The sequence below is a fragment of the Achromobacter anxifer genome (genome assembly GCF_903652925.1).
GTDB lineage: Bacteria > Pseudomonadota > Gammaproteobacteria > Burkholderiales > Burkholderiaceae_B > Achromobacter > Achromobacter anxifer.
Map to the genome: position 1 here is coordinate 74,792 of NZ_CAHLAR010000016.1, position 24,401 is coordinate 99,192.

23 protein-coding genes, 1 tRNA gene and 1 riboswitch are annotated in these 24,401 nt (G+C 68.1%); of the genes, 7 read left to right on the forward strand and 17 right to left on the reverse strand.

Annotation, left to right across the window (positions count from 1 at the left end; translation table 11 throughout):
* Window positions 1–30: 30 nt before the first annotated feature.
* From HWY37_RS31715 to HWY37_RS31750, 8 genes are all read right to left on the reverse strand, one after another.
* Window positions 31–1,269 carry a thiolase family protein gene (locus tag HWY37_RS31715; RefSeq protein ID WP_176090640.1) on the reverse strand — a complete coding sequence of 413 codons (1,239 nt, stop codon included), beginning with the start codon at window positions 1,267–1,269 and terminating at the stop codon, window positions 31–33.
* Complete coding sequence (locus HWY37_RS31720; protein WP_176090641.1) at window positions 1,266–1,973, reverse strand: ABC transporter ATP-binding protein; 708 nt, start codon at window positions 1,971–1,973, stop codon at window positions 1,266–1,268. Before HWY37_RS31720 ends, HWY37_RS31715 begins: the two co-directional genes overlap by 4 nt.
* A complete protein-coding gene (locus tag HWY37_RS31725) occupies window positions 1,970–2,725 on the reverse strand; it encodes an ABC transporter ATP-binding protein (RefSeq protein WP_176090642.1) in 756 nt (251 codons plus the stop codon). Before HWY37_RS31725 ends, HWY37_RS31720 begins: the two co-directional genes overlap by 4 nt.
* Window positions 2,722–3,732, reverse strand: a complete 1,011-nt coding sequence (locus HWY37_RS31730) for a branched-chain amino acid ABC transporter permease (RefSeq protein ID WP_176090643.1) — start codon at window positions 3,730–3,732, stop codon at window positions 2,722–2,724. Before HWY37_RS31730 ends, HWY37_RS31725 begins: the two co-directional genes overlap by 4 nt.
* The gene (locus tag HWY37_RS31735) at window positions 3,729–4,586 is read right to left on the reverse strand and encodes a branched-chain amino acid ABC transporter permease (RefSeq protein WP_176090644.1); all 858 of its coding nucleotides are present in this window, start codon (window positions 4,584–4,586) and stop codon (window positions 3,729–3,731) included. The genes HWY37_RS31730 and HWY37_RS31735 overlap by 4 nt, the downstream gene beginning before the upstream one ends.
* Before the next feature lie 86 nt (window positions 4,587–4,672).
* Window positions 4,673–5,854 (reverse strand): ABC transporter substrate-binding protein, encoded by a 1,182-nt coding sequence (locus HWY37_RS31740; RefSeq protein WP_176090645.1) that lies wholly within the window; start codon window positions 5,852–5,854, stop codon window positions 4,673–4,675.
* A gap of 196 nt (window positions 5,855–6,050) precedes the next feature.
* Window positions 6,051–6,854, reverse strand: coding sequence for an N-formylglutamate deformylase (gene hutG / locus HWY37_RS31745; RefSeq protein ID WP_176090646.1), 804 nt, complete (start codon window positions 6,852–6,854; stop codon window positions 6,051–6,053).
* Window positions 6,855–6,950: 96 nt separating this feature from the next.
* Window positions 6,951–7,922: a LysR family transcriptional regulator gene (locus HWY37_RS31750; RefSeq protein ID WP_176090647.1), complete on the reverse strand. Its 972-nt coding sequence runs from the start codon at window positions 7,920–7,922 to the stop codon at window positions 6,951–6,953.
* A gap of 105 nt (window positions 7,923–8,027) precedes the next feature.
* Here HWY37_RS31750 and HWY37_RS31755 point away from each other — a divergent pair, with 105 nt between their 5' ends.
* Window positions 8,028–9,257, forward strand: coding sequence for an MFS transporter (locus HWY37_RS31755; protein WP_176090648.1), 1,230 nt, complete (start codon window positions 8,028–8,030; stop codon window positions 9,255–9,257).
* A gap of 53 nt (window positions 9,258–9,310) precedes the next feature.
* Here the strand turns inward: HWY37_RS31755 and HWY37_RS31760 are convergent, their stop codons facing one another.
* Window positions 9,311–9,949 (reverse strand): TetR/AcrR family transcriptional regulator, encoded by a 639-nt coding sequence (locus tag HWY37_RS31760; protein WP_175208884.1) that lies wholly within the window; start codon window positions 9,947–9,949, stop codon window positions 9,311–9,313.
* A 146-nt stretch (window positions 9,950–10,095) separates the two neighbouring features.
* On the opposite strand from HWY37_RS31760, the gene HWY37_RS31765 reads away from it, so the two are divergent.
* Genes HWY37_RS31765 through HWY37_RS31780 form a run of 4 tightly spaced genes read left to right on the forward strand, consistent with a single transcriptional unit; the run spans window position 10,096 to window position 13,916 of the window.
* Complete coding sequence (locus HWY37_RS31765) at window positions 10,096–10,779, forward strand: MarC family NAAT transporter (RefSeq protein WP_277353281.1); 684 nt, start codon at window positions 10,096–10,098, stop codon at window positions 10,777–10,779.
* Window positions 10,766–11,800, forward strand: a complete 1,035-nt coding sequence (locus tag HWY37_RS31770) for an Lnb N-terminal periplasmic domain-containing protein (RefSeq protein ID WP_176090649.1) — start codon at window positions 10,766–10,768, stop codon at window positions 11,798–11,800. The genes HWY37_RS31765 and HWY37_RS31770 overlap by 14 nt, the downstream gene beginning before the upstream one ends.
* The gene (locus HWY37_RS31775; protein WP_175208882.1) at window positions 11,797–13,701 is read left to right on the forward strand and encodes an esterase/lipase family protein; all 1,905 of its coding nucleotides are present in this window, start codon (window positions 11,797–11,799) and stop codon (window positions 13,699–13,701) included. Before HWY37_RS31770 ends, HWY37_RS31775 begins: the two co-directional genes overlap by 4 nt.
* The gene (locus HWY37_RS31780) at window positions 13,698–13,916 is read left to right on the forward strand and encodes a hypothetical protein (RefSeq protein WP_175208881.1); all 219 of its coding nucleotides are present in this window, start codon (window positions 13,698–13,700) and stop codon (window positions 13,914–13,916) included. The genes HWY37_RS31775 and HWY37_RS31780 overlap by 4 nt, the downstream gene beginning before the upstream one ends.
* On the opposite strand, the gene HWY37_RS31785 is transcribed toward HWY37_RS31780, so the two are convergent.
* Window positions 13,875–14,513 (reverse strand): YoaK family protein, encoded by a 639-nt coding sequence (locus HWY37_RS31785; RefSeq protein ID WP_175208922.1) that lies wholly within the window; start codon window positions 14,511–14,513, stop codon window positions 13,875–13,877. The genes HWY37_RS31780 and HWY37_RS31785 overlap by 42 nt on opposite strands.
* A gap of 89 nt (window positions 14,514–14,602) precedes the next feature.
* The gene (locus HWY37_RS31790) at window positions 14,603–15,883 is read right to left on the reverse strand and encodes an LLM class flavin-dependent oxidoreductase (protein WP_176090664.1); all 1,281 of its coding nucleotides are present in this window, start codon (window positions 15,881–15,883) and stop codon (window positions 14,603–14,605) included.
* Between the two features lie 173 nt (window positions 15,884–16,056).
* Window positions 16,057–16,163: riboswitch (TPP riboswitch) on the forward strand.
* A gap of 108 nt (window positions 16,164–16,271) precedes the next feature.
* Here HWY37_RS31790 and HWY37_RS31795 point away from each other — a divergent pair.
* The gene (locus HWY37_RS31795) at window positions 16,272–17,723 is read left to right on the forward strand and encodes a sodium:solute symporter family protein (protein ID WP_175208880.1); all 1,452 of its coding nucleotides are present in this window, start codon (window positions 16,272–16,274) and stop codon (window positions 17,721–17,723) included.
* 35 nt (window positions 17,724–17,758) lie between these two features.
* Here HWY37_RS31795 and HWY37_RS31800 read toward each other — a convergent pair whose 3' ends face one another.
* Genes HWY37_RS31800 through HWY37_RS31810 form a run of 3 tightly spaced genes read right to left on the reverse strand, consistent with a single transcriptional unit; the run spans window position 17,759 to window position 21,641 of the window.
* Window positions 17,759–19,270 (reverse strand): AMP-binding protein, encoded by a 1,512-nt coding sequence (locus HWY37_RS31800; RefSeq protein ID WP_176090650.1) that lies wholly within the window; start codon window positions 19,268–19,270, stop codon window positions 17,759–17,761.
* Entirely contained in the window at window positions 19,267–20,481 is a 1,215-nt protein-coding gene (locus HWY37_RS31805) for a thiolase family protein (RefSeq protein ID WP_175208878.1), read from the reverse strand. Before HWY37_RS31805 ends, HWY37_RS31800 begins: the two co-directional genes overlap by 4 nt.
* A gap of 26 nt (window positions 20,482–20,507) precedes the next feature.
* Window positions 20,508–21,641, reverse strand: a complete 1,134-nt coding sequence (locus HWY37_RS31810) for an ABC transporter substrate-binding protein (protein ID WP_176090651.1) — start codon at window positions 21,639–21,641, stop codon at window positions 20,508–20,510.
* Window positions 21,642–21,755: 114 nt separating this feature from the next.
* Here HWY37_RS31810 and HWY37_RS31815 point away from each other — a divergent pair, with 114 nt between their 5' ends.
* On the forward strand, window positions 21,756–22,712 hold the full coding sequence (locus HWY37_RS31815; protein ID WP_176090652.1) for a LysR substrate-binding domain-containing protein: 957 nt from the start codon (window positions 21,756–21,758) through the stop codon (window positions 22,710–22,712).
* 70 nt (window positions 22,713–22,782) lie between these two features.
* Here HWY37_RS31815 and HWY37_RS31820 read toward each other — a convergent pair whose 3' ends face one another.
* From HWY37_RS31820 to xth, 3 genes are all read right to left on the reverse strand, one after another.
* Complete coding sequence (locus tag HWY37_RS31820) at window positions 22,783–23,199, reverse strand: c-type cytochrome (RefSeq protein WP_425485062.1); 417 nt, start codon at window positions 23,197–23,199, stop codon at window positions 22,783–22,785.
* 130 nt (window positions 23,200–23,329) lie between these two features.
* Window positions 23,330–23,405, reverse strand: a tRNA-Ala gene (locus HWY37_RS31825).
* Between the two features lie 65 nt (window positions 23,406–23,470).
* Window positions 23,471–24,253 carry an exodeoxyribonuclease III gene (gene xth / locus HWY37_RS31830; RefSeq protein ID WP_175208875.1) on the reverse strand — a complete coding sequence of 261 codons (783 nt, stop codon included), beginning with the start codon at window positions 24,251–24,253 and terminating at the stop codon, window positions 23,471–23,473.
* Window positions 24,254–24,401: the final 148 nt, after the last annotated feature.

Genomic DNA, 24,401 nt, shown 5'->3' on the forward strand with positions numbered 1-24,401 from the left:
GGCGGTCTCTGGGTGGATGGGGGCGCGGGATCAGTGGCCAAGCAGGGTGATGCAGGTCACCGCCTCTTCCACGCCGTTGAAGCCGCCGCCGTTCTCGGCGATGGCGAAGCGTGCGCCCTGGACCTGGCGCGCGCCGGCCTCGCCGCGCAGCTGGATCACCATTTCATGGACCTGCGCCAGCCCGGTGGCGCCGATGGGGTGGCCGCGCGAAAGCAGGCCGCCGGACACGTTGATGGGGATGCGGCCGCCCAGGCTGGTGGCGCCGGATTCGGCCATCGGCCCGCCCTCGCCGAAGGCGCAGAAGCCCAGCGCCTCGGTCTGCTGGATCTCGGCGAAGGCGGTGGCGTCGTGGACTTCGGCCAGCGACATGTCCTGCGGGCCGACGCCGGCGCGTTCGTAGGCTTCCAGCGCGGCCAGGTGGCACAGGTGGCGGTCGTAGCGGTCGGCGGGGCGGTCGGTGGCGGTGCGCAGCACGCTGGCGTACAGGCGCACGGCGCGCGCCCGTTGCAGGCGCTTCAGGCCCCGGGCGTTGCAGACGATGGCGGCGGCCGCGCCGTCGCTGATGGGCGCGCACATCGGCAAGGTCAGGGGCCAGGACACCGGCCGCGCGGCCAGGGCCTCGTCGATCGTCATCGGGTACTGGAACTGGGCCAGCGGATTGCGCGTGGAATGCATGTGGTTCTTGGCGGCCACGGCGGCAAGCTGGCGCTGGGTGGTGCCGAAGGTCTTCATGTGCAGCCGCGCCAGGCTGGCGTAGATGTCCATGAACACGCTGCGCTTGCCCGGTTCCTCGAAGCCAGGCGGGGGCGTCACGTCGGGCGCCAGCGCCATCAGCTGGGCCATTTGCGCCGGCGCGTTATGCACGTCCCAGGCGCCGTCGAACACCGCGAAGCTCTTGGCCTTGTCCTCGGAGAACAGCTTGTCCACGCCCACGGCCAGGCAGATGTCGCCCGCGTCCGAGGCCACGTACAGGTGCGCGGCGTTCAGCGCGGTGCTGGAGCTGGCGCAGGCATTCTCCACGTTGGTGACGGGTATGCCGGCGACGCCCATGGCCTTCAGCGCGACCTGGCCGGCCACCATGTACTGGCCTTCGATGGAGCCCTGGCCGGCGGAGGCGAAGTAAGCCGCCTGGAGGTCGGCCGCGTCGCAGCCCGCGTCCGCCAGGGCTTGCGTGACCGCGTCGCGCACCAGGTCCTTGACGCTTTTGGCGGGTTGCTTGTCGAAGCGGGTGATGCCCACGCCCGCGATGTAGGTAGTGTCGTTGCTCATGCTTGGATGCCCGTGGTGAGGATGGATTCGATGATGTGGCGGTTGGCCTCGACGTCCGCGGCCGATCCGCTCCAGGCGATTTCGCCGTGGTCCAGCACGTACTGGCGATGCGCCAGGCGGCCGGGTACCTTGAGGTTCTGTTCGACCAGCACGATGCCGGTGCCCTGGCGGTGGACTTCGGCGAAGACCTCGATCAGTTCGTTGACGATGCGCGGCGCCAGGCCCTCGGTCGGCTCGTCCAGCAGCAGGATGCGCGGATTCCCCAGCAGGGCGCGCGCGATCGCCAGCATTTGCTGTTCGCCGCCGGACAGCTGGTCGCCGTGAAAGCCGATGCGTTCCCCCAGCCGCGGGAATACCTGCAGCACGCGGTCCTGCGTCCAGTAGCCGGGCTGGTGCGCCAGCGCGCCCATGCGCAGGTTTTCTCGCACGGTCAGGTTGGGGAAGATGCGGCGGGTGTCGGGCACCAGCGCGATGCCGTCGCGGCTGATCTGTTCGACAGCGCGGCGCGTGGCGTCCTGTCCCGCGATCAGGCGGCTGCCCGACGACAAGGGCAGCAGTCCGATCAGCGTCTTGAGCGTGGTGGACTTGCCTGCGCCGTTGCGTCCCACGATGGCGACGATCTCGTCCTGCGCCGCGCGCAAGGCAATGTTCTTGAGCGCCAGCGCCTGGCCGTAATGCACGCTGGCGTGCCGCAGTTCGATCATGCCGCCACCTCTTCGCCCAGGTAGACCGCGCGCACGGTGGCGTCGTCGCGGATGGCTGCGGGCGGCCCTTCGGCCACCTTGCGGCCGTTGGACAGCACCACGATGTGTTCCGACAGGGTCATGATCACGTCCATGTTGTGTTCGATCAGCAGCACCGTGCGGCCGGCGGCGGCATGGCGGATCAGGCGGGTGGCCGCGCCGACTTCATGGTGGCCGACGCCCGCCAGCGGTTCGTCCAGCAACAGGATGCGCGGGTCGGGCAGCAGGGTCAGGCCCAATTCCAGCGCGCGTTGCAGCCCGTAGGACAAGGTGCCCGCGACGGTGTCGCGCCAGGGCGCGAGATCGGTCAGTTCCAGCATGGCGTCGATGGTGGAGGCCAGCCGGCGGTCATAGCGCGGCGCCAGCCAGAAGGGCAGCAGGCGCGAATGGCTGATCTGCGCGGCGATGCGCAGGTTCTCCAGCACCGTCATCTCGGGAAAGATCTTGGTGATCTGGAAGCTGCGGCCGATGCCGTGCCTGGCGCGTTCGTAGGCCCGCAGGCGGGAAATGTCCGCGCCGTGGCACAGGATGCGGCCGCCGTGTCCGGGCAGGTTGCCCGACAGCACGTTGAGCAGGGTGGTCTTGCCTGCGCCGTTGGGGCCGATCAGGCCGTAGACGCGGCCGGTTTCGAAGGCGTAGCTGAAGTCCTCGATGGCGCGCAGCGCGCCGAAGGTGACGCTGACCTGTTCGCATTGCAGGGCGATGTCGCTCATGACGGGCTCCCTTCGCGCGGCGCCAGCGGCACGTGGGGCGCGGATGGGTTCGCGGGGGCGGGGGGGCGGCTACGGCCCCAGCGCGCCTGCAGGGCGCCCAGCACGCCTTGCGGGAAATACAGCGTGGCCAGGATGAAGACCAGGCCCAGGATGCCGTACCAGTAGGGCGTCCAGCCGCTGAGCCATTCCTTCAGGGCCTCGAACAGCAGCACGCCGGCCACCGGTCCCCACAGCGTGCCCGCGCCGCCCAGCAGGGTCATGATGATGACGTCGCCCGAGGTGGTCCAGTGCAGCATCTGCGGGTTCATGTACATCAGCACCGCGGCCAGCAGCCCACCCGCCAGGCCGCCGACGGCGCCCGAAACCAGGAAGGTGATCTGCTTGAGGCGCTGCACGTTGTAGCCCAGCTGGGCGGCGCGGATCTCGTTCTGGCGCAGGCCCGCCACCGCGCGGCCGAAGGGCGAGGCGCGCAGCATCGCCATCAGCGCCATGACCAGCGCGAACACGGCGGCCACGTACCAATAGAAGTTCACTGTATCGAAGAAATCGATGCCGGCGAGTTCGGGCCGGCCGATGCCCGGCAGGCCGTCGGCGCCGCCCGTCCATTCGCGCAGCTTGCTGTCGGCCAGGATGTACATGAGCTGAGACAGCGCCAGCGTGACCAGCGCGAAGAAGATCCCCGAGACCCTCAGCGCGAACACGCTGAAGATCCAGGCGCAGGCCGCGCCGGCCATGATGGCGAGCGCCAGGCCGGCTTCGAACGGCAGGCCGTAGCGTTGCGTGGCCAGCGCCAGCGCGTAGCCGCCCGTGCCCAGGAAGGCGGCGTGGCCGAAGGACACCATGCCCAGCAGGCCGAACACCAGGTCGAAGCCCACGGCGAAGATCGACCACACCATGATCAGGATGCTGAGGTTCAGCAGGAAATCGTTTTGCGTGCAGAAGGGCACCGCGATCACCGCGGCGGCCACGCCGGCCGCGATGGCGGCGTCTTGGCGGGAAGTCGTCATGCCAGCCTCGCTTGGCGGGAAAACAGTCCTTGCGGACGGGTGAGCAGGGTGCCGATCAGCATGGCGAACGTCAGGATGTCGACCCAGCTGGGCATGAAGGTGTAGCCCACCGCGCGCACCATGCCGATCAGCAGCGACGCCGCGACTACGCCGCGGATGTTGCCGAGCCCTCCCAGGATCACCACGATGAAGCAGTCGATGATGGTGTTGGTGGCCATGCCCAGTTCGATGGGGAACAGCGGGGCCGAGATGGCGCCCGCCAGTCCGGCCAGCGCCGCGCCCACGCCGAACACCGCACTGCGGATATGGGCCGCCGGCAGGCCCAGGATGCGCACCATCTCGCCGTCGCTGCTGGCGGCGCGCACCAGCATGCCGAAGGTGCTTTTTTCCAGCACGAAGAACAGCGCCGCCGACACCAGCAGGCCGAAGGCGATGACGAACAGGCGGTAGACGGGAATGGTGCTGCCGGCCAGCTCGACCGTGCCCGCCAGCAGCGCCGGCATGGGCGTTTCCTGGTAGCCCAGGCCCCAGACGAACTTCACCGCTTCGCTGATGACGAGGATGAAGCCGAAGGTCAGGATCAGCTGATAGAAGTGCGGGCGGTTGTACAGCGGCCGCAGGGCCAGCCGTTCCATCGCCACGCCGACCAGGCCGACGCCCACAGTCGCCGCCAGCAGGGCGGCGATGAACGAGCCGGTGCGCAGTTGAATATCGTAGGCGAGGTAGGCGCCCAGCATGTACAGGGCGCCATGGGCGAAGTTGATGACGCCCAGCATGCCGAAGATAAGCGTAAGGCCGGACGCCAGCAGGAACAGCAGCATTCCCAGGCTCAGGCCGATGATCACGGTGGACATGGCAGAAATCCGTCAGGCGGCGCGCGGGCGCGCCGGGGGCAGGCCGGACCGTGAGCGGAGCCGGCCTGCTGCGTCGCGCGGCGGGTTCAGCCCGCGCAGGGCTCGAAGACCTGGTCTGGCGGGAACACGCGGACGATATCCATGACGTAGGCGGGCTGCGGCGGCGTGCCGTTGCTGACGACGCCCCACAGGCCGTTCTGCATGGCCTGGTGGTCGCAGGCGCGCATGGTTTTCTTGCCTTCCACGGAGTTGTCGCGCTCGCTGGCCGCGAATGCCTCGACCCACTTCTCCTTGTCCCAGGTGCCGGTCTTGTCGACCACGTCCAGCCACCAGCTCATGCCGTCATAGGCTTCGCCCGCGGCGGCGGAAGGGAACTCGTTGTATTTCTTGCGGAAAGCCGCGACGAAAGCCTTGTTGGCGTCGTTCTCGACGGTGAAGTGATATCTCACGCCCGATTGCACGCCGACCGCGGTGGGGCCCACGCCGGCCGCCATGGTCTCGTCGGCGATGACGGGGCCGAAGATCTTGCGCGTCTTGCCCAGTTCGATCTGGCCGGCCTGCTTGACCATGGTGACGGCGTCGGAACCCGTCATGAACAGCGCCACGCCATCGGCGTTGGAGCGCGCGATCTTGTCGGCGATGGACGAATAGTCGCGGTTGCCCAGCGGCGGGAAGTCGGCGCCGACGATCTCGACGCCGGCCTTTTCGGCCTCGCGACGGTACCAGTCCCAGCTGTCGCGCGTGGCCTGGTAGTCGGCCGTGACGCCGTAGATGCGCTTGAGCTTCTGTTCCTTGGTGTAGGCCAGCGCCATGCGCTGCTCCATGCCCAGCGTGTTGGAGGTGCGGAAGGTATAGCGCGAGCCCCCCGGCACGGTGATCTTGTCGTCGGCCGACATGGTGACCAGGTGCGGGACCTTGCGTTGCTTGGCGATGTTCATGATGGCCAGCGTGCTGGCCGAGCTGACCGCGCCGAAGATCATCTGCGAACCGTCGGAGATCAGGCGGGTGGTCTTCTGCACCGCCGGCTGCGGCTTGGTTTCGTCGTCTTCCCAGGTGACCTGGATGGGCTTGCCCAGGACCTTCCCGCCGCGCTGCTCGATGGCGATGGTGACGCCCTTGCGCATGTCTTCGCCAAAGATGCCGTAGGTGCCCGACAGCGATACCACGCCGCCGATCTTGAACGTGTCGGGATCGGCGGCGTGCGCACCCGTCGTGAACAGGGCGCACAGCGCCAGCGCGCCGCAGGCGGCGGGACTCCATGTCTTCATTTTTTGTCTCCACGTATTTTTCATTATGGCTCGTAATGTTTTACGTAGCTCAATTGAAATACTACGTCTGAGACTGTGAAGTGAATAATTGGGGTATACCCGTGACCCGGCGCAAATGAAAACCGCCCCAGGGCCGGACGGCGCCTGAGGCGGTTTTGGGGGCGGCGGCCGTTGGCGCGTTGCGCCAGCCGCGGAATCAGCGCTGGCGCGCCTGGGTTTGACGCAGGGCGGCCTGCACCATGCCTTCGACCAGCGGGATGACGCGGTCGGCCAGTTCGGGGCGATAGGCGTAGGGGTGGGTTTCGTCCATGTAGGTGGACTGGCACATTTCCAGCTGGATGGCGTGGATGTTGTCAGCAGGCTTGCCGTAGTGGCGCGTGATGTAGCCGCCCTTGAAGCGGCCGTTGACGGCCCAGGTGTAGGCGGTGTTGTCGCGCAGTTGGCCTTCGACTTGCGCCAGGATGTCGGGCGCGCAGGCCGCGCCGTCGGCGGTGCCGATGTTCAGGTCGGGCAGCTTGCCTTCGAACAGGCGCGGCAGCACGCTGGCGATGGAGTGCGCTTCCCACAGCAGCACGGTGCCGTGTTCGGCCTTGATGCGGTCCAGCTCTTCGCACAGCTTGGCGTGGTAGGGCTGCCAGTAGGTTTGCAGGCGGTGCGCGCGTTCGGCATCGGTCAGGACGGCTTCATTGCGGTAGAGGTCGTCGCCACGGAAGGTCTGGGCCGGGCACAGGCCGGTCTTGGTCTGGCCGGGATACAGGCTTTCGTCGTTGGGCGGGCGGTTCAGGTCCACCACGTAGCGCGAATAGCGCGCGCCCAGGACCGAGGCGCCCAGCGCTTCGGCAAAGTTGTACAGCGTGTCCAGGTGCCAGTCGGTGTCGCCGGACTGCAGGCCCAGCGGCGTCATCTGCGCGCGCTGGGCGTCGGGGATCATGCTGCCCAGATGGGGAATGGAGATCAGCAGGGGCGCCGTGCCGCGGCTGAATTGGTAGATATCGCTCAAGTAAGACTCCGGGGGAAATGGCGGGGCGCGGGCATGGGCATGCCGGGCGGCGTCCCTGGGTATCCGGTATTGCGCCTGGCGGGGCAATGCCCGCAATCATAGTGGATCGCTGGCTGGCGGCCGGCGCGGCAAGGCGTCGGCCGCCCAGGGCGCGCCGGCGCTCCAGCGGCCGGCGATGGCGTCGATCAGGACGCGCACCTTGGGGGCCAGGTGGCGCCGGTGCGGATAGACCGCGCAGACCGGGGCGCCCGGCGGCGCGGCGGATTCCAGTAGGGGCGTCAGCCGGCCGGCGCGCAGGTCCTCTCCGACCAGGAACGCGCCCAACTGCGCGATGCCCGCGCCTGCCAGCGCCGCGTCGCGCAGGGCTTCGGTATTGCCCAGCCGCAGGCGTCCGGCCACCTGCACGTTGCGCTCGCGCCCGTTGACGGCGTAGCGCCAGGGCACCAGCGCGCCGGCGTGGGTGTAGGCCAGGGTCTGGTGGGCGGTCAGGTCGTCCGGGGTGGCGGGGATGCCGTGGCGGTCCAGGTATTCGGGCGAGGCGCAGGTGATCAGGCGGTGCGGCGCCAGCACCCGCCGCACCAGCCGGCTGTCGGTTTCGCCGCCGATGCGGATGGCTACGTCCACGCCGTGACGCACCAGGTCCGTGTAGTCGTCGGAGAAGCTGACATCGGCGTCCACCTCGGGCCATTCCCGCAGGTAGTCGCGCAGCAGCGGCATGATGTGCAGCCGGCCCAGGGACACCGGCAGGTCGATGCGCAGCCGTCCCCGCGGCGCCTGCTTGCGGCTGGCCATGGCGTCGGTGGCGTTGTCGACCTCGGACAGGATGCGCTGCGCGTATTCGTAGAAGACGCGGCCCTCGTCGCTGAGGCTGACGCTGCGGGTGCTGCGGTGGAGCAGCCGCGCGCCCAGCCCTTGCTCCAGGCGCGCGATGCATTTGCCCATGGCCGAGCGCGACAGGCCCAGCTTTTCGGCGGCGGCGGTAAAGCTCTGCGTGTCGGCCACGCGCACGAAGGCGAGCAGGTCGCCGATGTGGTCCAGGTGCGCCGCAGGGGAGGCGGAATTGCGCACGATTTGTCCCTTTTGTTTATTGGTTTTGCCACTTTATCAGTGAAATGGAAACAGTAGACTGCCTAGGGGTTGGCTCCGTCGGGGCCTTTCCTGGAATCACCCCTCATGACTCGCGGTACCTCCCTGCAAGACCAGGCCAGCGCCGGCCTGCCTGTTCCCGAACCCGCCGCCGGCCGCGCCGGATGGCGCGCCTGGCTGGGCGTGACCGCCGCGGGCATGGCGACTTTTTGCGTCGTGACGACGGAAATGCTGCCGGTGGGTCTTTTCGTTCCCATCACCGGCGAGCTGGACGTATCGGTGGGCATGGGCGGCTTCATGCTGTTCGTGCCCGCGATCCTGGCGGCGCTGTTCGCGCCGCTGGTCGTGCTTGGCGCGCGGGGCGCCGACCGGCGCCTCATTCTCTGCGGGCTGCTGGCGCTGCTGGCGGGCGCCAACGCGGCCAGCGCCTGGGCGCCTAGCATGCCCTGGTTCCTGGCGGCACGGATCCTGGTGGGTTTCTGCATCGGCGGCGTCTGGGCGATCGCGGGCGGACTGGCGGGCAGGCTGGTCGCGCCGGGCGGGGTGGGGCTGGCCACGTCCATCATTTTCGGCGGAGTCGCGGTGGCGTCGGTGGCCGGCGTGCCGCTGGGCGCATTCATCGGCGAACTGGCCGGCTGGCGCGCGGCCTTCGGCGCCATGGCGGCCCTATGCGCCGGCGTGCTGCTGTTGAATCTGTGCAGCCTGCCGGCCTTGCCCGCGGCGCGTTCGCTGCGGCCGCGCCAGCTGCTGTCGCAACTGGCCAATCCGGGCTTGCGGCTGGGGCTGACGGTCACGCTGTTCCTGGTGGCGGGCCATTTCATGGCCTATGCCTTCGTGCGCCCGCTGCTGCAGATCCATGCGGCGTTTGGCGATGGCTGGATCGGGCCGCTGCTGTTCGCCTACGGCGCGGCCGGCGTGGCCGGTAATTTCCTGGGCGGGGGCGCGGCCGCCAGACGCCCCGCGGCAACCCTGCTGACGATTGCGGCCAGTCTGTCGCTGATCCTGCTGCTGCTCGGCGGTTTGGGACGGTTCCAGCCGGCGGCCATCGCCTTGCTGCTGTGCTGGGGGTTGGCCTACGGCGCGGTCTCGGTGTCGTTGCAGACTTGGATGATGAAAGCGGCGCCGGATGCGGTGGAGGCCGCGACCGCGCTGTTCGTGGCGGTGTTCAACCTGGGCATCGCGGCGGGTTCGCTGCTGGGCGTGCCCAGCGTGGATGCGTTGGGGGTGCGGGCCAACCTGTGGCTGGCGGCCGCCTGCATGCTGTGGCCGGCGGCGCTGCTGGCGCGGGCCGGCTGGGCCGAATGGCGTAAGGGCTAGGGGGGCGAATGGTGTAACGGCTAAGGCCTGCTGGACCCAAAGGTGTAAGAGCGCTACGGCCGGAAGGCGCGCAACAGCGTGTCGACGCCGTAACGGCAGGTGGCCAGGCATTCGGCGTCCGGGCCCTCGGCCCAGCCGCCCGTCAGGCGAGCGTGCGAGGCGATGCCGTTGATCAGGTTGCCCAGCGTGCGCGCGGCCAGGCGGGGATCGTCGATACGCAGTTCGCCGCGCTCGCAGGCTTTGCGCAGGCACTGCTCCAGTGGCGAGTGCAGCTGCTTTTCCACCGTCAGCCGCAGCGATGCGGCCAGCTGCGGCAGGCGATGGGCTTCGGACACCATCAATCGGTACAGGGCAACCGAGTCGGGCTGCAGGGCATAGCTCAGCAGGCGCTGGGCCAGCTCGTGCAAGGCCTGGCCGACGGGCTGGTCCTGCATGGCGCCAGGGAAGACCGCCGCGCGCATGTTGTCCAATTCGTGTTCCAGTACCGCCACCAGCAGGCCTTCCTTGTTGCCGAACAGCTGGTAGGCGGTGGCTGCCGAGCCGCCCGCCTGGCGCACGACATGCTGGATGGACGTTTGCGCGTAGCCGTGCTCCAGCAGCGACCGGGTGGCGGCTTCGAGCAGGCGTTCGCGCCGCGCCTCGCCCTTGCTGGTCAGCGCGCGCGGCGCCGTGTCGGTGGAAATCGTGCTCACTTCGTCCTCATGGCCGGGCAGCGGTGCAAGCTCCCCGCGCCCCGCGGCCATGCCTGGCTGAAAATGTGTAATGTATAGTACATTACACCATTGCAACACGATCCAAGCAGCTGTGACGCGCCGTAGCCGCGCCAGCGCAATCCACCATGATCGACGACCTGGTTCAATTGGGAAAACTGGTCAGCCTCGGGCTGGCCCTGATGCTGCCGCTGGCCAATCCCCTGACTTCCATGACGCTGCTGCTGTCCCTGGGCCAGCAGATTCCCTATAAGGAACGCGAACGCCAGGTCAAGCAGGCGGCTTTCTACGTGGTCGGCATCATGGTGGTGACGTACTACGCCGGCGCCTGGATCATGCATACCTTCGGCATTTCGATTCCGGGCCTGCGCATCGCCGGCGGCCTGATCGTGGCCAGCATCGGCTTCAGCATGGTGTTTCCGTCCACGCCGTCGACCGCGTCCGAAGCCGACGTGGCCGATGCCCAAGCCAACCGGCAAGTGCCCAATATCGCGTTCGTGCCGCTGGCCATGCCGGGCACGGCGGGGCCGGGCACCATCGCCATGATCATCAGCGGCGCGGCCACCCTGGACTCGACGCTGACCCAGACCTATGCGCCCTGGGTGCTGGCGGCGACCCCCATCGTGGTGTTCTCGCTGCTGGGCCTGCTGTTCTGGATCTGCCTGCGCTCGGCCGGCCGCATCGTGGCGGTGATCGGCCAGGGCGGGGTGGAGGCCATCTCCCGCATCATGGGCTTCCTGCTGGTCTGCATGGCGGTGCAGTTCGTGATCAACGGCGTCCTGGAAATCGTGCAGCAGTATGGCAGCCTGTAATCGAGCCCGGCGCGGCTGCCTGGCGATCGCCGGGCGCGTCATTTTCAGCCTGGTTCTCGTCCTGACCGCGCTGTGGGGCTGCCTGGCCCTGGCCTATCGCGTGCCCGGCGGCGAACTGGCGCAGGGCGCGGCGGCGCTGGCCTGGGCCGCGCTGTGCCTGTACGCGGCCGTGGCGTTGTGGCGCGGGCGCGCGCGGCGAGCCCTGGGCGTCTGGCTGGTCGGCGTGATCGCGCTGGGCGGCTGGTGGCAGACGCTGGCGCCTTCCAACGACCGCATCTGGGCGGACGACGTGGCGCGCACGCTGCGCGGCAGCGTCTCCGGCTCCATCGTCACGCTGGACAGCGTGCGCAATTTCGACTGGCAGGCGGACACCGACACGCGCTACACGCCGCGCTGGGAAAGCCAGCAATACAACCTGAACGATCTGGCCTCGGTGGACATGGCGCTGTCGTACTGGGGCAGCCCGGCCATCGCCCACACGCTGGTCTCCTTCGGTTTCACCGACGGCCGCCACGTGGTGTTTTCGGTCGAGATCCGCAAGGAGCGCGGCGAGCAGTTCTCGGAGATCGGCGGCTTCTTCAAGCAGTTCGAACTCAGCGTGATCGCGGCGCAGGAGCGCGACATCCTCTACGTGCGCGCCGGGCCGCGCGCCGAGCGCGTCTACCTGTACCCCGTCGGCATGCCCGTGCCCGCCATGCGCGAGCTGTTCCTGTCCTATGTGCGCACCGCCAATGAACTGGCCGACAAGCCGCGCTTCTATCACACGGTGACGGCCAACTGCACCACGCTGGTCTACAGCATGGTGCGGGCGATCGTGCCGGGCCTGCCCATGGATTACCGCATCCTGCTGTCCGGCTATCTGCCGGAATACCTGTACGAGCAAGGCGGGCTGGATAGCAGCAAGCCCCTGTCCGAATTGCGGGAGCAGGCCTATATCGGCTCGCCCGCCTTGCCCGGTCCGGATCCGGTCGAGTTCTCGCGCGCCATCCGCCAGCCCGCCGCGGCCCGGACCGCGCCATGACAGGCGCCTGGACGGCAGGCGCGAAGGGCCTTGCGATCCTGGCCCTGCTCGCGTGCGCGGGATGCGCGGGCGTCAAGGTGTCTTCCGTCAGCACGCAGGACTACATTGCGCAGCGCCGCGGCGATGTGCTCACCACCGGCCAGCTCAGCGCGTCCGCGCGCGAGGCCATGGCCGTGCTGGGCCTGAGCGCCCAGGACTGCCGCAAGGACCGCGATGCCTGTACCAGCACGTTGGCGACCATGGAAGGGCTGGACAGCGAACGGCGCCTGGCCACGCTGTCCGAAGTCTGGCTGATGGAAGCTGTGGCGGCGGAAAAGCGGCGTCCGGCCAGCCAGGACGACGAAGACCGGCTGCTGGACGCCTATCTGCAGACGGCGCGGGCCGCCTACGCCTATCTGTTCTTCACACCGCGCTCGCCCAGCGAGCGCGCGTTCGAGGACCGCCAGGCCCAGGTCCGCGACTACTACAACTACGCCGTGCAGCAGGCCGTCACGCGCCTGTTCGAGCAGTACCGCGGCCGTCCGCCGCAGCCGGGGACGAAGATGACGGCGGGCCCCTGGCAGGTGCTGGGCGAGATGTCGGACGTCAAGCTGCCCGGCGGCAAACAGTTTCCGCACGAGCTGGTGCCGGCGTCGACCTTGACCTTCCAGGGCTTGCGCAGCATGTACCGGCGCGACGGCTTCGGCGCCGAGCTGGTGGCGGTGACGGCGCGCCGCGTGAACGATGCCGACACCTTCAAGACGCCGTACAGCGAAACGCCATTTCCCGCGGTGACGGTGATCATGAGCTTTCCAGGCAAGACCCTGGAACAGGTCATGGCCACGCGCGACGCGACCCTGGCCGCCTACGACCCGTACAAGCGCGACACGGTGGACCTGGCGGGCGCCAGGGTGCCGCTGGCCGCCAATTTCACGTCGGGCTACGGGCTGTGGCTGGCGCGTTCGGGCTTCGCGACCCAGGCGTTGCGCAACGTGCTGGGCAAGGAAGAGGGCATCGACGCGCCGCACGTCTACCTGCTGCAACCCTATGATCCGGACCGGCGCACCGTCATCATGCTGCACGGCCTGGCCAGCAGCCCGGAAGCCTGGATCAACGTCGCCAACGAGGTGCTCGGCGATGAAACGCTGCGCCAGCGCTACCAGATCTGGCAAGTCTATTACCCGACCAACACGCCCTTGGCGCTGAACAACCGGGACATCCGCGAAGCGCTGCGCCAGACCATCGGACATTTCGATCCCATGGGCGTGGCGCAGGCCTCGCGTGACACCGTGGTCATCGGACACAGCATGGGCGGCGTGCTGAGCCGCCTATTGGTGTCCTCATCCGGCGACGTGTTGTGGGACGCGCTGCGCGACCATGCGGGGCTGGACGATGCCCGGCTGGAGGAGGCCCACGCCGAATTTGATCCGGTGTTGAGTTTTCAGTCGTTTCAGGGCGTTACGAGAGCCGTATTTATCGCCGCTCCGCACCGCGGAACGCCGTTCGCCGAGAACACTTTGTCACGTTGGCTGTCCAACTTGATAACGCTGCCCGCCAAAGTGGTCCGGCAGTTCGCCAAGCTCAACCGGCTGGCCGAGGCCGACGGACCGTCCCGGTCCGTAGCCTCGATCCGGGTGGCCAATGGCGTGGACAATCTGAGTGAAAAGGACCGTTTTGTGCAATTGACCGCATTGATGCCGATTTCGCCGGCGGTGCGTTACCACAGCATCATTGCGAACAATACCCCCGGCGTCCCGCTGGCGGATTCGGACGACGGGCTGGTGCCGTACCGCAGCGCGCATCTGGAAGGCGCGGAATCCGAGAAGATCGTCAACTTCTCGCACAGCGTGCAGGAAACGCCCGAAGCGATCCTGGAGCTCAGGCGCATCCTCCGGCTGCAGCTGGATCAGGGGGCGCGATGATGAACGCGCTGTTGCTCTGCATGCTGGGCGCCTTCGCCATTGCCTGCATGTTCGCCCTGGTGTTGTTGCGCAAACCGGGAGTGATGCTCTACGACTGGATCGCGACGCGCGCCGCCAAATCGCCGGCGGTTTCCCGGCAGGGCAGCCGCGCAGCAGCGGTGCAGCCCGCCCGTTCAGGCCGGATAGCGTCCAGCCAGGCCCTGTCCCGCCAATGAAACCAGGGGCGGCACGATGAAGCCCCACATTCCGCAGGCCATGTAGACCAGGGCCGCCGCCGCGCAGCCGGCGGCAAAGGCCAGTACAGCTCGCCCCATTCGGGCCATGCGCTTGCGGCTGGCCTCATCCGCTTCGCCGCGCGCCGCGTCCGCCAGATCCAGCATGATCTGCGTCGTCGTGCCGGTCATGAGCGTGGACGGCGGCGCCGATCCCAGGTGCACCCGGTGCACCGCATTCTGTATGGACATCGCCAGCACCAGCGCCATGCCGGTGGCGAACAGCCCCCAGCTGTCGGCGGCTGGGAAGGGGCCCAGCGTCAGCGCCAGCGCGGCGGCCAGGCAGAGCAACAGCGTCTTGGCGCTGAGCAGCTGCATGAAGACCGGCTTGTTGGCTTCGCGCCGGGCCTGGCCGTACAGACGCGCGGCGAACACGCCCAGGCAGAAGACCGGCAGCGCCGCCAGCTTGGTCCAGGCGCCGGACGCGCCGTTCGCGAGGGCATAGCCTATGGTGACGAAGTTGCCGGTCACGTGGGCGGAGAACAGGCCATGCAGGGCGATGAAGCCCAGGGTATCCACATAGCCGCCGTTCAGGCTCATGAGCAGCGGCAGACGGTCGTCGGTCAGGGGCGTGGGAGAGGGCACGGGCGGGCTCCGGTCGGCCTGGAGGGCCGGGACGTAAGCCTGTTTTACCCGATATCCAGGCCCAGGTGCCCGCGCAGCGTGCGGTGTTCGTATTCGGTGCGGAACAGGCCGCGGCGTTGCAGTACCGGAATCACGTGCTCGACGAAATTGTCGATGCCTCCGGGCAGGGACGGCGGCATCAGGTTGAAGCCGTCGGCGCCTTCGTTCCGGTACCAGTGCTCCATGCGGTCGGCGATCTGTTCGGGCGTGCCCACCATCGTGCAATGGCCGCCGCCGGCGGCCAGCCGTCCGAGCAGCTGGCGCACGGTGGGCTGTTCGGTCTCGATGATGCGCAGAATGGTCGCGTAGCGGCCCTTGGGGCCCGTGAATTCGGACAGGGGCGGCAGGGCGGGCACGGGCGCGTCCAGCTCCCAGCCGGAGCAATCCTGCAACACGAAGGTGCCCAGCTGGCGCAAGGAGGCGTCGCTGGGCAGCAGGACGTCCAGTTCGCGCTGCTTGGCGCGGGCCTCGGCCTCGGTCGAGCCCACATAGGTGACCAGGCCCGGCATGATGGGCACGAAGTCCTGGCGGCCGGCCGCCAGCACGCGCCGCTTGATGTCGCGGTAATAGGCTTGCGCCGCGGGCAGGTCGTAGGCGACCGCGTAGATCGCTTCGGCCCGCCTGGCGGCCAGGTCGCGGCCCTGGTCCGACGCTCCGGCCTGGAACAGCACCGGACGGCCCTGCGGCGGACGCGGCACCGTCAGCGGGCCGTCCACCAGGAAATGCTCGCCGTGGTGCCCGATCTTGCGCACGCGCGACGGCACGCCATAGTCGCCCTGGCGGTCGATGGCCAGCGCGTCCGCCTCCCAGGAGGCGAACAGCTTCAGCGCCACGTCGACGAACTCCTCGGCGCGCGCGTAGCGCCAGTCATGCCCCGGCATGGATTCGTAGCCATGGTTGCGCGCTTCCGCGTCGAACATGGACGTGACCACGTTCCAGCCCATGCGGCCGCCGGAAATATGGTCCAGCGAGGCAACCATGCGGGCCGCGTGGAAGGGCGTGAAGAAGGTGCTGGAGACGGTGCTGATCAGGCCGATGCGGGTGGTGGCGCGCGCGATTGCGGCCATGGCGGTCAGCGGCTCCAGGTACCAGCGCGGGCCGTCGCCGATGTTGTCGACCGATTGGCCGTCGGCGAAGAAGATGGCGTCCAGCTTGCCGCGTTCGGCGGTGCGCGCCAGTTCCTCGTAATAGGCGATGTCGCCCAGCCGTTCGGCGGCGGAATCAGGGTGGCGCCAGGCGGCGCGATGGTGGCCGCAGCCGAAGATGAACAGGTTCAGATGCAGCATGGCGATCCGTTCCTGGCGGTGGTGGCGGGAGGCGCGATAGGCATGGTCAGGCTCTTCGATTCCATCGGCGGACACGCGAACGGGTGCCGCAAGCGGGCGAACTTAGCACAAAAGCCGCGGCCGGCGTCCGCGCCAGGCGCGTTGACATTGGCGTGCCGCTCTCCTAATCTTGCGGCAATTCCTGGGGGAGCCCTGCAAGGGCTGAGATTCCGCGCCAACGCGGTAACCCTTTGAACCTGATCCGGGTAATGCCGGCGAAGGGAAGGACATCGCGCAGTCCGCGCGCCCTCCCTAGACTTTCAATCATCTTGCGGCCCTGGCCACGCAGCGTGGCGGGCCGCCGCGTTGCGCGTCCGGCTGCCCGCCGGCTGCGGGAGGACCAATACCCATGCTGACCCAATCTGCCGCCCTGATGTGGCTGTTGCTGTTTTCAGGCGGCTTCGCCCTGGCAAGCGTCCTGTACACGCGGCGCAAGCGCGGCACGCTGGAGGACTACATCGTCGCCCGCAACAGCCAGGGCGCCTTCGGCACCATCCTGACCCTGATGGCGTCCACGCTGGGCGCCTGGATCCTGTTCTCGCCCGCGCAGGCCGCGACCTGGGGCGGGCTGGCGGCGGTGATCGGCTACGCGCTGGGATCGATGTCGCCGCGGCTGGTGATGATTCCGCTGGGCCGGCGCATGCGCGAACTGATTCCGCACGGCCATACCCTGACCGAATTCCTGATGGCGCGCTACGGCCGGCCCATGTACGGTCTGGCGTTGTTCATCATGCTGTTCTATCTCTTCATCGCCCTGTCGGCGGAAGTCACGGCGATCGCCAAGCTGGTGACGATGCTGGCGCCGGTGCCGCTGTGGGCCACCGCCGCCATCGTGATGGGCACGACCTTGCTCTACACCACCTATGGCGGCCTGCGCTCGTCGATTTTCACGGACCAGGTGCAGATGATGGTCATCGTGCCCTTGCTGGTGATCCTGTGCGTGGTCGGGTGGCAGGCCGCTGGCGGCGCCATGCCCACTATCGAGGCGCTGCAGGCCAAGGCGCCGCAGCTGCTGGACCTGACCGATCCGGTGGGCATCAAGGCCGGGTTGACCTTCTTCGTGGCGATCCTGCTGACCGGCGTATTCCACCAGGGCAACTGGCAGCGCATCTACGCGGCGCGCGACGCGCGTTCCATGCGCAACGGCTTTCTGCTGGGCGGCGTGCTGGTCGCGCCGTTCATCTTCCTCATGGGACTGTTCGGCCTGGCCTTCGTCGGCCTCGCGCCCCAGGGCGACAGTTCCATCGCGCTCTTCAGCGTCATCATGCCGCACGCGCCCGCATGGTTCGTGATCGCCCTGATTCCGCTGGGGCTGTCGCTGGTCATGAGCACCGCCGACACCGCGATCAGCGCCGTCTCCAGCATCATCGCGGTCGACCTGCGCCGACTGATGCCCAATGCCCGCGCCATGACCATGAAGCGCCTGGCGCGCTGGCTGGTGTTGCTGATGGCCATTCCGGTCATGATCGTGGCGTCGCAAGGGTATAGCGTGCTGTACCTGTTCCTGCTGGCCGACCTGCTGTGCTCCGCCGCCGCGTTCCCGGTCTTCTACGGTCTCTTCAGCCGCAAGCACGACGGCCTGACCGCCACCGTGGCGACCCTGTCGGGCCTGGCCGCGGGCCTGTTCTTCTTCCCGGCGCCGGGCGACAAGCCCACGTTCCTGCTGGAGTCGTTCCTGCTGGCCGCGGTTGTGCCGGTGCTGACCACGGTGCTGATGCGCTGCCTGCTGCGCGGCCGCAAGGAATTCGATTTTTCGACGCTGAGCGCGGCGGTGCGCAGGCTGGATCAGGATCCGGTTTGAGGGGAGGTTTCCTCATCCGACGCGCGCCATAGCCGCTACGGCGCGCGCAACGCCTTCTTGTCCACCTTGTTGGCGCCCGTGTAGGGCAGGGCATCGAGGATGCTGATGACCGCGGGCACCTTGTAACGGGCCAGGTTGGATTGGCAATGCGCGATCAACCCGGCTTCGTCGACCGCCGCGCCGGGCCGCAGGACCACGAAGGCGCGGATGACCTCGCCCCGGTAACTGTCCGGCCAGCCCACCGCGGCGGCTTCGGCCACGTCGGGGTGCAGGTACAGCACTTCGTCGACTTCGCGCGGGTAGATGTTGTAGCCGCCCGATATCACCAGGTCCTTCTTGCGGTCGCGGATGTACAGAAAGCCGTCCTCCGCGAACTCTCCGATGTCGCCCGTGTACAGCCAGCCGTCGCGCAAGGCCTCGGCGGTGGCGTCCGGCCGGGCCAGATAACCTTGCATGATCTGAGGGCCGCGCGCGCGGATCTCGCCGCGCTGGCCGGCCGGCAGCACGATGGCGCCGGTTTCCAGATCCACCACCTGCACCTCGGTCCGCGCGACCGGCGTGCCCACGGAGCCGTGGCGGGTGCCGGTCGGGCCGTTGTAGGTAAGGATGGGGCCCGCTTCGGTCTGGCCGTAGCCCTCGTAGATCGGCGCGCCGACCGCGGCTTCCCAGCGGCGGTGCACTTCCTCGGCCAGCGGGGCCGATCCGGAATAGCAGGCACGCACGCTGGACCAGTCCGTGCTGGCGAAACGCGGATGCGATAGCAAGCCGGTGTAGATGGTCGGGCTGCCAGGGAAGAGGGTGATGCGCTCGCGCTCCACCGCGTCGCAGACGTCGTCGGGCCGGTAGCGCGGCAGCACCACCAGCGTGGCGGCGGCGCTGGCGGCCAGGAACAGGCCCATGGCCATGCCATAGGAATGGAACAGCGGCATGGCGCAAAGTACGCTGTCGGCGCCGTAGCGGGTGGGCAGCGCGAGCTCTCGCTGCAGCACGTTGGTGGCGATGGCATCGCGCCCCAGGATGACGCCCTTGGGGTGTCCGGTGGTGCCGCCGGTGTACTGCAACAAGGCCGGCGCCTGCACGTCGCTGTCGTCCGCCGGCGCTTCCTGTTGGCCGGGCTGCGACTCCATCCAGGCGCGGGCCTCGTCCTCCATGACGAGCCGTATGCCCAGCGCGGCGGCCAGCGGCGCGGCGACGGCGCTGGATGGGGCGTCGGCAACCAGCAGGGCGGGCTGGGCATCGCGCAGGATGAACTCCAGTTCGCGCGCGGTGTAGAGCGGATTGAGGGGCACGTGCTGGTTGCCGGCGCATTGCAGCGCCAGCGTCATCACGCATGCCAGGTCCGAGTTGCCCAGCAGGGTTGCGACCCGGGCGCCGGGGCTGGCGCAGCCGCGCAGGCTGCGCGCCGTCGCCCAGGTTTGCGCGGCATAGCGCCGGTAGTCGAGGCGGCGGTCGCCAAAGACCAGGGCGGTGCGTTCAGGGCACAGGCGCGCCGCCCGGGCCAGCAGCGCCGGAATCCGCAGCGCGCCTTCGAGGACGCCGCCGTTCATCGCGCGGCTCCCGCCGCGTCCACGCGCAGCACCACGGCCATGGCGCTGTCGCCGGCCGCGCAGCCGGTGAACAGGCCCAGGCCGCCGCCGCGTTCGGCAAGTTCCTCGATTAGTTCGATGGTAGAGCGCAATCCGGTCGGACTCTGGGGATGGCCCCAGACCAGCGAGCAGCCGTAGTTGTTCATCGCCATGACGTCCAAGCCCGTGGCTCGCGCCAGGGCGATGTCGGAGACGACGAAGGGGTTGTGCGTCTTCACCGCGTGCAGGTCCGACACCGCCAGGCCGGCGCGCTGCAGCGCGTGGCCGGCGGCTTCGATGGGGGCTTGCGGCATGTAGCCTTTTTCGGTCCGCGATTGGCCGAAGGCCAGGATTTCGATGCCGATTTCCGGTCGGCGCGACAGCTCGCGGGCGCGTTCGGCGGTCGCCAGGATCATGCCCGCGTTGCCGTCGGCCGGATGGGTCTGGCCGCCATAGGTGATGGTGCCGCCGGACAGCACCGGCGACAGCCGCGTCAGGCCTTCAGCGGTGGTGGCATGGATGCCCTCGTCGCCATCCAGCACCGACGCGATCCTGGCGTAGCGGGCGTCGGGGACCTCGAAGGGCAGGGTCATGTAGCGTTGCTGGAAGCGGCGGCCGTCGGCGCAGGCCTGCGCGTACTGCTCATAGCGGCGCAGCGTGACCGCGTTCTGCTCGTCCGTGGAAATGCCGTGGCGCTCGGCCACGCGTTCGCCGGTCTGGAGCATGGACAGGCCGCTCCAGGGATCGTGCGAGAAGTTGTCCAGCACCCAGTTCTCATGCGCGCCGGAGCCGCCGGGACCCGCGGGATCGGGGTGGTAGAGCTGCGGGCCGTTGGACACGCGGTCGGCCATGAGGACCAGCGAGGTCTCGGCATTGCCAAGCATGAGCTCCGCCGCGGCCGTGGCCAGGCCGCGTATCGAGGTGGCGCAGGCCTGCGAAACCACCGGTCCCGCGAGGTGGGGCGCGCCCAGCATGCCCGTTACCCAGGGCAGGCCATAGAACGAGCCTTGCTGTGGCACCGAGCAGCCCAGCACCGCGCTTTGCAGCGCGGCGGGATCGACGCCGCGGCGCTCCAGTTCGCGGCGCGCGGTCCAGGCGGCGAAGCGCAGGCTGTGCAGGCGCGACAGGCTGCCCTGCCAACGCGAAAAAGGGGTGCTCCAATACACGCCATAGGGGATGTGTACGCCGGTCATGCGGACTCCTGCTGATTGCGGGCGGCTCAGGGCAGGAACTGCCAGGCGCCGGAACGGGCCTGCATCAGCACGACGCCGCGCTCGTCCAGGCCGTTGTGGTTGGTGGGCGACATCATGTAGATGCCCTGCGTGCCGACGGTGCCTTGCAGGCTTTCCAGCGAGTCGCGCAGCGCCTGGCGGAAGGCCGGGGTGCCGGGCTGGGTGTCGGCGGGAATCTTGGCCACGGCAGCGTCCAGCAGCAGATAGGCGTCGTAGGTATAGGGCGCGAAGGCGTTGCGCGAGTCCGCGCCGTAGGTCGATTCGTACTGCTGGGCATAGCGGCTGGCCACCGGCTTGATCGGGCTGTCCGAGGGCAGTTGCTCCACCACCTGCACCGGGCCGCTGGGCACGATCACGCCGTCCACCCCCTTGCCGCCGAGCTTGAGGAAATCCTTGTTGATGACGCCGTGGGTGTTGTACTGCACGCCCTGGTAGCCGCGTTCGCGCAGCGACAGGTGCGGCAGCGCGCCGGGCGTGCCGGAGCCGCCGACCAGCACGGCGCCGGGGTTGAGCGACACGATCTTCAGCACTTGCGCCGTGACCGAGTTGTCGGTGCGGGCGTAGCGTTCGTTGCTGAGCACCTTGATGCCGCGTTTGGCGGCGGAGTTCTGCAGCGCGCGGTAGACGGCGTCCCCCCAGGCGTCCGAGAAGCCGATATAGGCCACCGTCTTGACGCCCCGCCTGGCCATGTCGGCGGTCAGGGAGTCGACCATCAGGTCGATGCCGTGGGCCACCACGAAGATCCACTCGGCGCGGTCTGGACTGACGGTGATGGGCGCCAGCGACAGCTGCGGCGTGTGCGATTCGCGGGCGACTTCGGTGACCGCCATCGAGGTCGGCACGTTGCTCGGCCCGATGATGGCGTCCACCTTGTTCTCGGTGACTAGCTTGCGCGCCGTCTTGACCGCCGACGAGGGGTCGGTCGCGTCATCCAGCGCGATGTACTCCACGGCCCGGCCGCCCAGGGTCTTGGGCAGCAGCGGCACGGTGCTGCGGTACAGCGAGCCCATCGAGGCTCCAGGTCCGGTGCTGCTGGCGATCACGCCGATGCGGATGTCCGCGAGGGCGGCGCAGGGCGCCAGGGCGCAGGCCAGCGCCAGCGCGGCAAGACGACGATACATGGCTAATTCCCCTTTTTCTGGATATGGCCCGGCTAGCGGGATGACCCTAGTATGGGCGCACAGGCGATAACTGGATAATTGCGATTCCTTATCGATCGATAACCAACTTGCTCCATGGCGGACACCCCCACTTTGCAGCAGTTGCGCTCGCGCTTGCGCATCCGCCATCTGGTCTTGCTGGACGAACTGGGCCGGGTGGGCAATCTGCATCGCGCGGCCGAAGCCATGCACCTCAGCCAGCCCGCGCTGAGCAAGCTGCTGGGCGAGGCCGAGGCGCTGGTCGGCCAGCCTTTGTTCGAGCGTTCGCACCAGGGCGTCGCGCCGACCTTGCTGGGGCTCCTGATGATCGACCGCGCGCGCCTGCTGCTCAACGAGCTGGATGCGACTCACGCGGAACTTGCGGCGGCCGCCAACGGCGCGACGGGCAAGGTGCGGGCGGGCATCTTCCCGGTGGTGGCGCATTTGCTGGTGCCGCTGGCGGTGCAGAGCCTGCAGGAGGCCCATCCCGCCTTGCGCATCGAATTGTCCGAGGGATTGGAAAAGCAGTTGTTGCCCGCCTTGCGCGCAGGCGAGCTGGATTGCGTGGTGGGGCGGCTGGGCGTGGACGGCGCGGATGCGGACCTGCAGTGCGAGATCCTGTACGACGAGGCCACTGCCGTGGTCTGCGGTCCGGCGCATCCGCTCGCCGCGCGCAGCCGCTTGAGCGGCGCGGCCCTGGACGGCTGCCGCTGGGTGCTGCCGTCGCGCAATGCCGCGCTCTACAGCCTGGTCGCCGCCGCCGTTTCGGCGCGCGGCGCGGGCTTTCCGCAGGTCGCCATCGAGTCCAGCGCCATCCTGACCATCGTGTCGCTGTTGCAGCGGACCTCGCTCTTGTCGGCCATTCCGCTGCGCGTGGCCCGCTCGCTGGCGGCGCAGGGCCAGCTGGCGATCCTGCCGCTGGCGCTGCAGGCGCGGCTGCATCCCGTGGGCATCATGACCCGGCGCGACGCGCGCGCCGCGGCCGCGGTCTCGCTATTCCTGCATGCCTTGCGCACCGCGGCTACGACGGTGCGCGCCGACGCAAATGCCTGAGGACGGATGCGCCGGTCAAGGCTTGACGGGACCGGGATAGCGCTCATCGGCTGGCGCGCCGATGGTGCGCTTACTTGGTTTTCTTGATCACGCCGGTCATGTACTCGTTCAGGTCGCGAAAGTCCTTGACGGTCCATGCAAAGGCAGGCAGTTTCACGCCGTTTTCCCGCAACGTTCTCGGGATCAGATCTCCGTTTGGGCGGAGTATCACGGACGATACGATCACGCCCGGATAATCGACCAGGCGCTTCTTGAAGGCAGGGGTCGTCAGGTCGGGCGTGGGAGGGGTGCTTTTGTTGGCCAACGGCCCCGTGCCCTTGATGTCGGCTCCATGGCACATGGCGCATCGCTGCAGAAAAATGTTCTTCCCGTTGATGCCGTCCGCGAAGGACGATGGCGGCATCAGCATCATTGCCAGCATGGCGATGAAACAGGCCTTCGTTTTCACGCGCGCAACGCTTGCATGGACAACTTTTTGGATCGGCATGTGAAGAGTATCAAGATGAAGGACAGGCAATCAGCGGTCGCCGAATCGACGAAAAAAATCGCGGAAAAATCCTCAGAAACAAAAAAGCCCTGGAACACATGATGGTTCCAAGGCTTTTCCGTCTGGTGTTTGGTGGAGCGGAGGAGGATCGAACTCCCGACCTTCGCATTGCGAACGCGACGCTCTCCCAGCTGAGCTACCGCCCCAAAGCAAGACCGCAACTATACAGGAATATTCTGGCGCCGCGCAACAAGCCCTACAACAAAAATTTCTAGGCGAATTCCAGCGTGGCGACGACCGGCGCGTGGTCGGACGGCTGTTCGTTGCGGCGCGGTTCCTTGTCGATGACGCAGGCGACGCAGCGCTTGACCAGCGGCGGCGACAGCAGGACGTGGTCGATGCGCAGGCCGGCGTTGCGGCGGAACGCGAACTGGCGGTAGTCCCACCAGCTGAAGGACTTTTCCGGCTGCTCGAACAGGCGGAAGGAGTCGGCCAGGCCCAGGTCGAGCAGGTCGGTGAAGGCCTTGCGTTCCGGCTCCGACACCAGCACCTGGCCTTCCCATTTTTCGGGGTTGTGCACGTCTTCGTCGGCCGGGGCGACGTTGTAGTCCCCCAGCACCGCCAGCCTGGGGTACTGCTTGATTTCCTCGGCCAGCCAGGCGCGCATGGCTTCGAACCAGTCCAGCTTGTAGGCGTACTTGTCCGAGCCCACGGCCTGGCCGTTGGGGCAGTAGGCGCAAACGACGCGCACGTCGCCGTCCGGGCTGGGGAAGGTCAGCGCCAGGACGCGCTGCTGCGGGTCTTCGTAGCCGGGGATGTTGCGTTCCTTGGACGTGCCCGGCACACGCGACACGATGGCTACGCCGTTGTAGGTTTTCTGGCCCGCCCAGACGGCGTGGTAGCCGGCCTCGGTGAAGGCGGCCTCGGGGAACTTGTCGTCCGTGAGCTTGAGTTCCTGGATGCACAGCACGTCGACCGGATTGGCGGCCAGCCAGTCCAGCACCTGCGGCAGGCGCACGTTCAGGGAGTTCACGTTCCAGGTGGCTAATTTCATGTTTCGCGTAGACCGTATATTTATGCGGCGCTTGAGGGTGCTGCCTTCCAAAAACCCGTTCTAGCTACTTATCTGGCTACTCATCCGGGGCGTGGTTGGCGGGCGCCGGGGACAAGGCCAGATGATACCTGCTTGCGCCGCCGCGCCC

Coding starts and splice junctions, on each gene's coding strand:
- HWY37_RS31715 (WP_176090640.1), bottom strand. CDS start 1,269: ATGAGCAACGACACTACCTACATCGCGGGCGTGGGCATCACCCGCTTC.
- HWY37_RS31720 (WP_176090641.1), bottom strand. CDS start 1,973: ATGATCGAACTGCGGCACGCCAGCGTGCATTACGGCCAGGCGCTGGCG.
- HWY37_RS31725 (WP_176090642.1), bottom strand. CDS start 2,725: ATGAGCGACATCGCCCTGCAATGCGAACAGGTCAGCGTCACCTTCGGC.
- HWY37_RS31730 (WP_176090643.1), bottom strand. CDS start 3,732: ATGACGACTTCCCGCCAAGACGCCGCCATCGCGGCCGGCGTGGCCGCC.
- HWY37_RS31735 (WP_176090644.1), bottom strand. CDS start 4,586: ATGTCCACCGTGATCATCGGCCTGAGCCTGGGAATGCTGCTGTTCCTG.
- HWY37_RS31740 (WP_176090645.1), bottom strand. CDS start 5,854: ATGAAGACATGGAGTCCCGCCGCCTGCGGCGCGCTGGCGCTGTGCGCC.
- HWY37_RS31755 (WP_176090648.1), top strand. CDS start 8,028: ATGACTCGCGGTACCTCCCTGCAAGACCAGGCCAGCGCCGGCCTGCCT.
- HWY37_RS31765 (WP_277353281.1), top strand. CDS start 10,096: ATGATCGACGACCTGGTTCAATTGGGAAAACTGGTCAGCCTCGGGCTG.
- HWY37_RS31770 (WP_176090649.1), top strand. CDS start 10,766: ATGGCAGCCTGTAATCGAGCCCGGCGCGGCTGCCTGGCGATCGCCGGG.
- HWY37_RS31775 (WP_175208882.1), top strand. CDS start 11,797: ATGACAGGCGCCTGGACGGCAGGCGCGAAGGGCCTTGCGATCCTGGCC.
- HWY37_RS31780 (WP_175208881.1), top strand. CDS start 13,698: ATGATGAACGCGCTGTTGCTCTGCATGCTGGGCGCCTTCGCCATTGCC.
- HWY37_RS31785 (WP_175208922.1), bottom strand. CDS start 14,513: ATGAGCCTGAACGGCGGCTATGTGGATACCCTGGGCTTCATCGCCCTG.
- HWY37_RS31790 (WP_176090664.1), bottom strand. CDS start 15,883: ATGCTGCATCTGAACCTGTTCATCTTCGGCTGCGGCCACCATCGCGCC.
- HWY37_RS31795 (WP_175208880.1), top strand. CDS start 16,272: ATGCTGACCCAATCTGCCGCCCTGATGTGGCTGTTGCTGTTTTCAGGC.
- HWY37_RS31800 (WP_176090650.1), bottom strand. CDS start 19,270: ATGAACGGCGGCGTCCTCGAAGGCGCGCTGCGGATTCCGGCGCTGCTG.
- HWY37_RS31805 (WP_175208878.1), bottom strand. CDS start 20,481: ATGACCGGCGTACACATCCCCTATGGCGTGTATTGGAGCACCCCTTTT.
- HWY37_RS31810 (WP_176090651.1), bottom strand. CDS start 21,641: ATGTATCGTCGTCTTGCCGCGCTGGCGCTGGCCTGCGCCCTGGCGCCC.
- HWY37_RS31815 (WP_176090652.1), top strand. CDS start 21,756: ATGGCGGACACCCCCACTTTGCAGCAGTTGCGCTCGCGCTTGCGCATC.
- HWY37_RS31820 (WP_425485062.1), bottom strand. CDS start 23,199: ATGCCGATCCAAAAAGTTGTCCATGCAAGCGTTGCGCGCGTGAAAACG.
- xth (WP_175208875.1), bottom strand. CDS start 24,253: ATGAAATTAGCCACCTGGAACGTGAACTCCCTGAACGTGCGCCTGCCG.